Origin of the sequence: Candidatus Albibeggiatoa sp. nov. BB20 (assembly GCA_016744725.1) — a bacterium.
In the GTDB taxonomy this organism is placed as follows: domain Bacteria; phylum Pseudomonadota; class Gammaproteobacteria; order Beggiatoales; family Beggiatoaceae; genus Albibeggiatoa.
Genome location: JADGDW010000151.1, coordinates 1 through 10,668 on the forward strand (window position 1 = coordinate 1; position 10,668 = coordinate 10,668).

At 37.1% G+C, this 10,668-nt stretch carries 12 protein-coding genes; 5 read left to right on the plus strand and 7 right to left on the minus strand.

Going from position 1 to position 10,668, the window contains the following annotated elements:
* The first annotated feature begins 87 nt into the window (after positions 1-87).
* From ABXH34_RS14845 to ABXH34_RS14865, 5 genes are read left to right on the plus strand one after another with little or no spacing between them, the layout of a single operon-like run.
* Complete coding sequence (locus ABXH34_RS14845) at positions 88-3,153, plus strand: HEAT repeat domain-containing protein (RefSeq protein WP_353572670.1); 3,066 nt, start codon at positions 88-90, stop codon at positions 3,151-3,153.
* Positions 3,154-3,187: 34 nt separating this feature from the next.
* On the plus strand, positions 3,188-3,415 hold the full coding sequence (locus ABXH34_RS14850; RefSeq protein WP_353572671.1) for a DUF8507 family protein: 228 nt from the start codon (positions 3,188-3,190) through the stop codon (positions 3,413-3,415).
* Positions 3,390-3,803 (plus strand): putative toxin-antitoxin system toxin component, PIN family, encoded by a 414-nt coding sequence (locus tag ABXH34_RS14855; RefSeq protein WP_353572672.1) that lies wholly within the window; start codon positions 3,390-3,392, stop codon positions 3,801-3,803. Before ABXH34_RS14850 ends, ABXH34_RS14855 begins: the two co-directional genes overlap by 26 nt.
* Positions 3,804-3,815: 12 nt before the next feature.
* Positions 3,816-4,277, plus strand: a complete 462-nt coding sequence (locus ABXH34_RS14860) for a hypothetical protein (RefSeq protein ID WP_353572673.1) — start codon at positions 3,816-3,818, stop codon at positions 4,275-4,277.
* A complete protein-coding gene (locus tag ABXH34_RS14865; RefSeq protein ID WP_353572674.1) occupies positions 4,270-6,006 on the plus strand; it encodes a caspase family protein in 1,737 nt (578 codons plus the stop codon). The genes ABXH34_RS14860 and ABXH34_RS14865 overlap by 8 nt, the downstream gene beginning before the upstream one ends.
* Positions 6,007-6,063: 57 nt before the next feature.
* Here the strand turns inward: ABXH34_RS14865 and ABXH34_RS14870 are convergent, their stop codons facing one another.
* The 7 genes from ABXH34_RS14870 to ABXH34_RS14900 form a co-directional block, all read right to left on the minus strand.
* Positions 6,064-6,489 carry a F0F1 ATP synthase subunit epsilon gene (locus ABXH34_RS14870; protein ID WP_353572675.1) on the minus strand — a complete coding sequence of 142 codons (426 nt, stop codon included), beginning with the start codon at positions 6,487-6,489 and terminating at the stop codon, positions 6,064-6,066.
* Between the two features lie 108 nt (positions 6,490-6,597).
* Entirely contained in the window at positions 6,598-7,980 is a 1,383-nt protein-coding gene (gene atpD / locus ABXH34_RS14875) for a F0F1 ATP synthase subunit beta (protein ID WP_353572676.1), read from the minus strand.
* 49 nt (positions 7,981-8,029) lie between these two features.
* Positions 8,030-8,896, minus strand: coding sequence for a F0F1 ATP synthase subunit gamma (gene atpG, locus ABXH34_RS14880; protein WP_353572677.1), 867 nt, complete (start codon positions 8,894-8,896; stop codon positions 8,030-8,032).
* 77 nt (positions 8,897-8,973) lie between these two features.
* The gene (locus tag ABXH34_RS14885) at positions 8,974-9,216 is read right to left on the minus strand and encodes a hypothetical protein (protein ID WP_353572678.1); all 243 of its coding nucleotides are present in this window, start codon (positions 9,214-9,216) and stop codon (positions 8,974-8,976) included.
* A gap of 152 nt (positions 9,217-9,368) precedes the next feature.
* Positions 9,369-9,584: a HEPN domain-containing protein gene (locus ABXH34_RS14890; RefSeq protein WP_353572679.1), complete on the minus strand. Its 216-nt coding sequence runs from the start codon at positions 9,582-9,584 to the stop codon at positions 9,369-9,371.
* Positions 9,585-9,593: 9 nt separating this feature from the next.
* Positions 9,594-10,478 (minus strand): RecB family exonuclease, encoded by an 885-nt coding sequence (locus ABXH34_RS14895; RefSeq protein WP_353572680.1) that lies wholly within the window; start codon positions 10,476-10,478, stop codon positions 9,594-9,596.
* 2 nt (positions 10,479-10,480) lie between these two features.
* The gene (locus ABXH34_RS14900; protein ID WP_353572681.1) at positions 10,481-10,639 is read right to left on the minus strand and encodes a hypothetical protein; all 159 of its coding nucleotides are present in this window, start codon (positions 10,637-10,639) and stop codon (positions 10,481-10,483) included.
* Positions 10,640-10,668 lie beyond the last annotated feature (29 nt).

Consider the following 10,668-nt stretch of genomic DNA (forward strand, 5'->3'; position numbering starts at 1 on the left):
AATGACAACAGGGCTTGGTCGCCCTGTATCCCGGCTTTCAGCCGCCAAGCCTCTAACCCACCCGTCTTTAGCGGGTGGTTGTTTAGTTTGATTTTGGATCAGTTTGAGGAGTTTTTTAATTATCAGAAGTATCACCAGCATGATTTTAAGCAGTTTGTAACCGAGATTGCTGAGGCGATTCATGATAATGCGACGGATACCGCGTTTGTGATTGCGATGCGGGAAGATTTCGCGTTGGAGTTGAATGCGTTTAAGGAGGCGATGCCGACGTTTTTGATTGATAATTTTTATCGCTTGGAGCGTTTGAGTTTGACCAATGCACGAATGGCGATTGAGCAGCCTTTGCACAAGCAGGGTTTTCGCTATGAAATGGGTTTGTTGGATGTTTTGGTGCATGATTTGAGTGAACGGGAGAAGATCGAGCGGCAGGGTTCGCAGTCGCAAGAATGGGTGATGGTGGAGTTGGTAGAGCCACCGCATTTACAGATTGTGTGCCAGCAGTTGTGGGAGTTGGATAGGCATCGGGCGGATAAGGAAATTAAGCGGGCAACATACGAGGATAAGGGAAAAGCACAGGGTTTATTGGAGAATTATTTTAGGGATAAGATTGCGGATTTTTCGTATCAAAATAAGTTGATTGCATCGAATTCGTTTAATTATTTGGTGAATAAGCACGGCACTAAGATGGCGTATCCGTTACCTGATTTGGCCAAGCAGATTAATACGCCTAAGGATGAGTTGCAAACCGTATTGGATCAGTTCGAGCTTGCACGGGTTTTACGACGGCAGAAGCGTAAGGAAACCCTATGGTATGAGTTGTATCATGATATGTTTTCACGCAGTATTTATGATTGGAATGAGCGGTTTAAGTTTCGGCATCGGATGTATAAGGTTAGTTTATGGGGTGCAGGATTTGTTGTTGCTGGAATATTTGCTTTTGGAGCTTATGATTTTTGGGATAACAGCAGTCATTATCATGTGAGAGTGAATTTTGCTGAGGGTGTGAATGCGCCTGTGCAGGTGTGGCAGGGTCGGCATGATGGGTTTGATATTTGGGGACAGCATACATTTTTGCATGAGTTGTCGTATTCGCGTGCGGATATTGAACCCGATAAATTGTTTGATGTGCAAGGGGTTTGGAATATTGAGCATGTACATCAGGAGATGATTGAGGAATTGCCGTTAGTGGAACGGGTGCAGGCTTATTATGAGGCGGGTTATTTGGATAAGGCGGTGCATGATGTGGCGAATTGTGCGATTGGTGAAATAAATATGCAACTTTCGCAATCAATTATTGGGGATATGCGTTTTTTTCAGACTCAAGACAGTTTTGATTTATTGATTAATCGTTTACAAACACAACAAGGCTCTGAGTTAACTAATAGTATTGATGAAGTTGTTAAATCAATGCGAGTACCGTTATTTATAGTCAAAGAATTATTAAAAAATACAGATGATAATATTCGTTTATTGGCAGTAGACTATTTAGTAAGATTAGGCACAAAGCAAGCTGAGACAATATTAATTGAGTTGTTAGATGATGAAAGTTTGGATATTCAACAAATTGCAATTGAAAAAGCAGGATTATTGAGAGTACAAGCAGCCATACTGAAATTAATTATTTTTTTAGATAATAAAGCCTTACAAATCCATGCAATGACAGCACTAGGCAAAATGGGCGATAAAACCCTGATTCCAAAATTACACCAATTTCTACAATCTAAAAATGAAGTACTCAAAAAACAAACTATCTGGTCATTGTTTGAATTAAAAGATAAAACCGTGATTCCGTATACGACTATTTTGCTCAACGATTCTGTTTCTGATGTTCGCAGCAGCGCAGTTGACGCGATTAAATCTTTAGGCGACCAAAACGCTTTATCTCTTATCACCCCGTTGCTCAACGATTCTGTTTCTGATGTTCGCAGCAGCGCAGTTGACGCGATTAAATCTTTAGGCGACCAAAACGCTTTATCTCTTATCACCCCTTTATTTAATGAGTATGCTCATCGTGTTTTTTATAGCGATTTAGGTCAAAATGAACAATTTCAACAAACTATAACTAAGGCATTTTATAGCCTTTTACTTCCAGCAAAAACAGCAATATTTTATGAAAAAACACAGCTTTATTTTAAAATTCAAAATATGCTGCAAAAAAGTAAAGGTGATACTATTGAACTCTCTGAAAAAATACAGAAAGCAGGCTTTATAAACTTAAGCCGTAAATTGGACTTGTTATCCACGTTCTTAGTTAAATCTGTGAACAATAATCAAATTCAGAGGGCAATTGCAGAAAACTTAGTTAAATTACTGCAAAAATCAGATAATAAAACCGCATTCTATTCAACCTTTAAACAACTTATTTTAAATGAAGAATTAGATTTTTGGTCAAGACTTAAATTATTTAATAACTTGTCTGAAATCAACAATCAAGAAGTCTCTGACTTTATTTTTGAAATACTGGAAAATCCTGATTTTGATAATGACATGCAATCGTTTAAATTTGCCAGCTACAATGCCCTTGCGCCAAAACGTAATAATCGTGCCAAAACATATCTAATCCAAGAACTTGATAACCTATCCAAACAAAAACAGCAATGGCGTAAAACCCTCAAAAAACCTGAAACAGCACAAAACAAATGCGGACAACAACAAACCAACCAAGCATGGAAAGATGCCCACTGGGAAAGCCGTATCGCCTACAGCCTCGCACAAAATGACCCGCAATACGCACTAAAACACCTGCTCAAGCATCCACTGACAAACGTGCGTCAAGGTGCATGGCAAGGACTCGCCTTCATGATGGAAGATACAAAAGAGGTTCTCTCAGGCGGCGAACTGTTTAAAAAAATCTATCACCTCCATCACAAAACCAATCAAGCCTACATCCGCCACGCAACTTATCGCGCCATAGACTTAAGCCTCACCAGCCTTGAAGCCGTCGGCACACAACAAGATTTAGGCAAACTTGAAAAACTGTTTAAAAAACACAAAAAACTGGAAACTCAGCCAAAACAACAAACGCCACAATACAAAGCCATCCTACAACGTATCGAATGGTCAAAAGCCATGCTCGACCACCGCTTAAACCAACTCAATATTGACGAACTACGCAAACGGTTCAAAGATGAATTAGCGGAAGCTGAAGAGTAAGATATAATTTCTATATGCTAAAAAGGAAAAGACAATGACAAACCTACAACCACCCTTGACCAATTTACAATTAGAACTGCTTAAACTATATTCATTAGGTATTTCTGAAAAACAACTCTATGATATTAAATCACTTATCGGTAATTATTTTGCTGAGCAAGCAACTCAAGCAATGGATGAGTTTTGGGATGAAAATAAACTAACAGGACAAGACATGGAAGACTGGGCAAATGGACATGACCGAATTAAAAATAGTGCTTGATACTAACGTTTTCTTAGTTATTTTAGGTAAACAATCGTCCTATCGCTGGATTTTTGAAAAAATTATTTCGGGTGAATTCACTCTATGTATCTCAACACCCATTATGCTTGAATATGTAGAAGTGATAGCCAGAAAAACAAATTCACAAGTTGCAGAATCAATCAAAGACTTTCTAAATACACACCCCCACGTAAAACATATCGATACATATTACCAATTTCAGCTTATTACTGAGGATGAAGACGACAATAAATTTGTAGATTGCGCAATTGCATCTAATGCGCTTTGTTTAGTATCAAATGACAAACATTTTAAAATCTTAAAGCAAATTCCTTTTCCTAAAGTTAACTTACTATCGCTAAGTGAATTTCAAGAACTATTTAGTTAAATGAGAAAAACTATGACAAAACACCCATTTTATTTTGAATTTTCTGATGACATACAACAAATATTACAAGACAATGCAATCGAATTAGACGACATCGTGCAACAAGAACAAATGGATGCAGAAGTAGAAAACGGCATATTACCCTTTTCACAACAAGGCTCACGTTCAAAAGGAATTGTACCAATTATTCTTGCAACAGGCGCAGCCGCAACAGGTGTCATTTTTAGTGTTTCACGCTTAATTCGCACTTTGCACGAAAAACCTGTTCATGTTTCATTTTATGAACCCGTAGAAATCCAAGATGCTGATGGCAATGTCATGACTGACGCACAAGGCAAACCTTATATGAAATTAGAAAAACGATTTGAAATATTAGAACCCGATAGTGCAAAATACGACAAAAGCTTAGAATTAAACTTGGGGCTTGATAAAGGCATTGTGGTTAAATTCAGCTCGACAAAGAACGATGAATAAAGCATTCTTAATTGGTATTAATAGCCTAGGACTACAATATGCTGCACAAGATGTCGACTTGATGTCTCGTGTCCTGCGTCAACATAACTATGAAGTTACTATTGCAGATAGCGAAAAATCGCAAATATTAGCGCAATTAGATGATTTCATCGATGCCGCAAAAAATACCGATACACTGATGATTTATTTTTCAGGACACGGATATTTAGTCAAAGGAAAACTGCACTTAGTTTTAGGGGAGAGTGTACAAAAGCGTGCACATTTATTAGATATTGCCGAAATCACCAACAGCTTAGATTATTGCAAAGTAAAAAATAAATTGATTATTTTAGATTGCTGTCATGCAGGGCTTAAAGCTGAAGAATGGTCTTTTGATATTTCAGATAGTTACCGAATTTTAACCGCCAGCGAACGCCTAGAAAAAGCCAAAGAAATTGATGAATTAAAAGCCAGTTTTCTAACATATCAAATCCATGATGCACTGTCTAATCATGAAACCGATATTGCAACAACAGAACAATTAGGTATTAGCGAATTATACCAATGGCTGAAAAAACAAACCCATCAATACAATGCACAACATCAAGAAACAATCCCAATCCCCAATTTATTAGGCAATGAAAAAAACAATTTCCCGTTGCTCACATTAGAAATTTCTCCGCAACAAAATAACAATGAGCGACTCAAAAAAATAAAACAAGGGCTGGTTGGAAATCTAACAAAATTAAGTAGTGATCTATTTAATGAACTTATCCGCTATTTGCGAGATTTAGAGACAACACAAGCATTACCGATTGAAGACGACACATTTTTAATGTTACTAGAAAGCTTTATCAAAAATGAGATTCCTGCTGAAACAATAACAGAATATTGGCAAAACGATATGAAAGCCAATCAGACTAAAACCGTAAGCCAATTAAATTACAATAGCTTAAGCGAACAACTTAACAAAGGTCATACAGCCGTTTTTATTGCATCCAATGCACAAGAAGCCTTAATTGCAAAACTTACAGATTCTAACGAATTTCAAGGAGATTTCCCTAAAGCTTGTCAATTTGTTGAATATCAAGGTCGTGCAACTTTAGAAGATAAAATTCAAAACGAGCTGTTCAGTTTAAAACATAGTCCTACCTATTTACAGCTTTGTGACTTGTTGGCCAAAGTTCAGAAAAATATAGTCATTCTCTCAACTTGCCAAGATAATCAATTAGAAAAAACCTTTGAACAACAAGACAAACCGTATATTGTCATTACGCCTCATATTGATACGGTTGGAAAATTTCTACTCACGGCTTATGATTCATTAGATATAGAAATACAGATGAATAATGAAATGTCGTGTGAAAAATTATTAGAAAAATATTCAATTATTTACAAATCAATGGGCTGTGCGTACTTACGTGCAACAAATGGTAGTATTTTATGTTTATCTGAAACAGATTATTTTCAATTTGCTAAAGACATCAATAAACTGATTCCAGACAATTTAATTACCCAATTGCAAGGCAAAGGCTTATGGTTTTTAGGTTATTATCCAAAAAGTTGGGAAAATCGGCTTTTAATTCAAAGCTTACTCGATAAATGTAAAAGCGCACGTTATCTTACTAAACCGATGGCAATAGATAATGAAACCACTGATTTTACAGAATTATATTGGAGTCAAAATAATATCCAAAACCATAAAATAAAATTATCTGAGTTTATTCAGAATCTGCAAAATAAAATGTAATTGTCAGGAAGAAAATAAGGAAACACCCCACCAGAACAGTAGGGTGTAAGGCAAATATTAATGATGTGCCATTTTGCGAATACGTTGAATAGTTTGCAATTGCGCCATTGCTTCAGCCAATTCAGCTTGAGCTTTTGCGTAATCAATATCCGCTTGTTTGTCAGACAACATCTTTTCAGCGCGTTGCTTTGCTTCCAATGCTGCTGCTTCATCAATATCGCGTGCACGGATTGCTGTATCCGCTAAGACAGTAACAGTGTGTGGTTGAACCTCTAACATACCACCAGAAACATAGAATGATTCTTCTTCACCATTTTCTTTCATTACCCGCACTTCACCCGGTTTCATTGGGCTTAATAATGGTGCGTGATGTGGCATAATACCGACATCACCCATTCGAGCAGGAATGACGACCATCTCAGCAAGACCTGAATAAATCTCAGCCTCTGCACTCACGACATCTACGTGGATTGTCATTGTCATAAGATGTGACTCCCTTATTGGGTAACTGAGCATTTTTCAAAGTGAGTAGCCCTAAAAAATAATAGCACTGCGTATTCTGTTTTATCACTCAGTCAATCCCAGTGAAAACTATTTCTTCATTGATTCCGCACGTTCAACGGCTTCTTCAATTGAGCCCACCATGTAGAACGCTTGTTCTGGTAAGTGGTCATATTCACCATTCACAATTGCATTAAAGCCTGAAATAGTGTCTTTCAATGATACGTATTTACCCGGAGAACCTGTGAATACTTCAGCAACGAAGAAAGGTTGAGATAAGAAACGTTGGATTTTACGTGCACGAGCAACAGTTAATTTATCTTCTTCAGATAATTCGTCCATACCCAAAATCGCAATAATATCTTTCAATTCTTTATAGCGTTGTAAAACACCTTGAACCGCACGGGCAGTATCATAATGTTCTTGACCAACAACCAATGGGTCTAACTGACGACTTGTTGAATCTAAAGGATCAACCGCAGGGTAAATACCTAATTCAGCAATTTGACGAGATAATACAACCGTTGCGTCTAAGTGAGCAAAAGTCGTTGCTGGTGATGGATCAGTTAAATCATCCGCAGGGACGTATACCGCTTGGATTGAGGTAATTGAACCTGTTTTAGTTGACGTAATACGTTCTTGCAATGCACCCATTTCTTCTGCAAGCGTTGGCTGATAACCTACCGCAGATGGCATACGACCTAATAATGCTGATACTTCAGTACCCGCCAATGTGTAACGATAAATATTATCGATGAATAATAATACATCACGACCTTCATCACGGAAATATTCAGCCATGGTTAAGCCTGACAATGCAACACGTAAACGGTTACCAGGAGGCTCATTCATTTGACCATATACTAAGGATACTTTACCCAATACATCGGAATCTTTCATTTCGTGGTAGAAATCGTTACCTTCACGAGTCCGCTCACCAACACCTGCGAATACAGAGTAACCACTATGCTCAATCGCAATGTTACGAATCAATTCCATCATGTTAACGGTTTTACCAACACCCGCACCACCGAATAAACCGACTTTACCACCCTTAGCAAATGGGCAAACTAAGTCAATTACTTTAATACCTGTTTCTAATAATTCATTAGATGCAGATAATTCATCAAATGCAGGTGCTTTACGGTGAATTGACCAGCGTACTTCTTCACCAATGTCACCCGCTTCATCAATAGGATTACCTAATACATCCATGATACGACCCAATGTTTTTTGGCCGACAGGCATTTGAATAGGTTGACCTGTGTTGCTCACTGCAGTATCACGTTTCATGCCGTCAGTTGTACCCATTGCAATGGTACGTACAACGCCGTCACCTAACTGTTGTTGCACTTCTAACGTCAAACCATGTTCGTCTACTAATAAAGCATCATAGACCTTAGGCATCGTTTCGCGTGGAAATTTCACATCCACGACTGCGCCAATGATTTGAACAATTTTGCCTGAACTCATCACTCGTTCCTCTTGCAAATTTAAAATTTATCTAATAACTAAAATCTGATTAAACGGCTGCAGCACCCGCGACGATTTCGGAAATTTCTTGTGTAATCGCAGCTTGACGGGCTTTGTTGTAAACCAATTGTAATTCATCAATGAGGTCGCCAGCATTGTCAGATGCGCTTTTCATTGCAACCATACGTGCAGCCTGTTCACAAGCGATATTTTCAACCACGCCTTGATATACTAATGATTCAACATAGCGCATTAATAAGCCGTCAAGTACTTCTGCAGCAGAAGGCTCGTATAAGTAATCCCAAGAATGTTGCTGTAAGTTTTCAGCATCTTCATCTGCTTTGATCGGTACTAATTGATATACACGACGGTCTTGCGTCATTGTATTCACAAAGTGATTGTAAATTAAGTGAATTTGGTCAATTTTGCCATCATTGTAGTCGTCTAACATGACTTTGACTAAACCAATTAAATCTTCTAATTGAGGTGAGTCACCTAAGTGGGTTGCCTGTGCAACGATATTACCACCGATACGTTTAAAGAAGCCGCTACCTTTATTACCAATGGTGCAAATGTCCACTTCAACACCTGCATCATCCCATTCTTTTAATTGGGTTAAAGAGGTTTTGAAAAGGTTGGTATTTAAGCCGCCGCATAAACCTTTATCAGAAGACACGACAATTACACCAATACGTTTCACTTCACGATGTTGCATGTACGCATGTTGATATTCTGGATGAGCTTGAGCAAGGTGGTTGATTACTTTGCGGACTTTTTCGGAATAAGGGCGACATCTACGCATTCTATCTTGCGCCTTACGCATTTTACTGGCGGCGACCATTTCCATCGCTTTAGTAATTTTCCGCGTATTTTTAATACTCGCAATCTTGCCGCGAATCTCTTTTGCACCAGCCATAAGTGAGTCCTAAAAAGTTTGAGAATTTTGGTTTAACTTAATATTATTTTTCGGTTATATACTTAATATTTTGTTGCCTACATACCTGCTGCTTTCTTAATTTGCGTTGGTAAAACCACGATAAAATAATCATCTAAACTTGCTTCACCTTGCACATGAACAACTTGCCGCATCAAATATAATTCATCTAAAACAGTATTAACCAAAACGTATGCGTCTTCACCTTCGTAAGTTTCTTGCGTCACTTCTATCTGAGCATACTCATCATATTTTTTGATTTCATTAGAAATTTTATCTGTCCAGTATTCTAAATTAGCCATAATAAAATCCCTCATTCAATAATTTTTTCAATCTCATTTATTATTTCAATTGCTTGCTCTGGAGACACATGCTAATTTTGATAATCTGCTTTAACTCTACCAAAGTAAGCAAGCCGTAAAGTATTAGCAACATTGATATGATTAACCGTAATCTATTTTTGTTCTAAAACTTTAGGCATTTTATTATGAGTCCAGTTATCTTTAGGTCTGGTTTCGCCATGTTGAGCCAAAATATAAATACTAAACTGATATAATGCGTAATAAGCACGGCTAATAGCTGAATTAAAGCGTTTATGTTCTGATAATAGTTTAGCATCATCTAAAAATGCTTTGGCTTTTTGATAATTTTCAAATTTCTTTATTACCATTTGCTACAGCTATCTCCCACACAATTCTCGAAAATTACAATATTCACATAACTTTGTATTTTCTGTCAGCGTAAACGTTGACTTTATGGTTGGGATATTTTCTTGCACAAATGTGCAATGTTGATACATTTCTTCTGTTTCTATTTTCACCTGCTCTGCAAAATGAATAATATCTGCTTCGGTAACAGTCACAGGTACTTCAGTGTATTCAGGTGACAAATAACAAACCAAAGATTTAATGTTTTCTGGTTTTGCATCGAAATGATAACTTGCCCATGTTGCATAACCCGCTAATTGCTTAGCATGTTTTGCTTTATCTGGCTTGCCTGTTTTCCAGTCTAAAATATAACAGTCATCATCGCCAACTGGAAACAAAAAATCTACTTTACAGTATGCTTTCAAATCGTTGATGCGGGTTTCGCCATAACCATCAGGTTCGACTAACCACTCACTACTACGTGCTATCGCTTTGTCAAAGAGCCAGTGAAATCGTTCACTTTGCAAGAAGTTTTGAACACAAAACCTAACTTGCTCATATATTTCATTTATTTTAATTTGTGTCTGCTGATGATAATAAATTTCGGCAAACGTCTTATTTTCGCAATATTCTTTGGTTAACTTATAGATATATTCATCAAACCGTTTACTGTCTAACGTTTGTGTAGTTTTCTGCAACCGTTCTAATAATTTTTTATGTATATCATGGACTATATTGCCAACTTCTAACGGAACAGTGGTTAATTTCTTTAGAAAATCAATTTGTTCTCGGGTAAATTCACTATCATATTTTGCGTAATAATTATAAAAATATCGCCGCTTGCAGGTTTGAAATACTTCGTATCTGCTAACCGACCAGCCTAAAATCGGACTATATTTAAATCTTTTTAGTTTCACGTTTATTTATTAACTTTTAGATTTATCAATAAAATAATAATTCCCCTAATAATAGAAAATCCTATGCCTTCTATCGTTGCCCCCAATGCCAGCAACAAAATCCCAATTAATATAATTTCTTCAAAAACAATTTCAAATATTCTATTGTCTTTCGGGTTCATAAGTTATCAATTAGCTATTCTTCTTAAGC

What these genes read in the sequence shown, in the direction of transcription:
- ABXH34_RS14850 (WP_353572671.1), top strand. Translation starts at nt 3,188, where the DNA reads ATGACAAACCTACAACCACCCTTGACCAATTTACAATTAGAACTGCTT.
- ABXH34_RS14855 (WP_353572672.1), top strand. Translation starts at nt 3,390, where the DNA reads ATGACCGAATTAAAAATAGTGCTTGATACTAACGTTTTCTTAGTTATT.
- ABXH34_RS14860 (WP_353572673.1), top strand. Translation starts at nt 3,816, where the DNA reads ATGACAAAACACCCATTTTATTTTGAATTTTCTGATGACATACAACAA.
- ABXH34_RS14865 (WP_353572674.1), top strand. Translation starts at nt 4,270, where the DNA reads ATGAATAAAGCATTCTTAATTGGTATTAATAGCCTAGGACTACAATAT.
- ABXH34_RS14870 (WP_353572675.1), bottom strand. Translation starts at nt 6,489, where the DNA reads ATGACAATGACAATCCACGTAGATGTCGTGAGTGCAGAGGCTGAGATT.
- atpD (WP_353572676.1), bottom strand. Translation starts at nt 7,980, where the DNA reads ATGAGTTCAGGCAAAATTGTTCAAATCATTGGCGCAGTCGTGGATGTG.
- atpG (WP_353572677.1), bottom strand. Translation starts at nt 8,896, where the DNA reads ATGGCTGGTGCAAAAGAGATTCGCGGCAAGATTGCGAGTATTAAAAAT.
- ABXH34_RS14885 (WP_353572678.1), bottom strand. Translation starts at nt 9,216, where the DNA reads ATGGCTAATTTAGAATACTGGACAGATAAAATTTCTAATGAAATCAAA.
- ABXH34_RS14890 (WP_353572679.1), bottom strand. Translation starts at nt 9,584, where the DNA reads ATGGTAATAAAGAAATTTGAAAATTATCAAAAAGCCAAAGCATTTTTA.
- ABXH34_RS14900 (WP_353572681.1), bottom strand. Translation starts at nt 10,639, where the DNA reads ATGAACCCGAAAGACAATAGAATATTTGAAATTGTTTTTGAAGAAATT.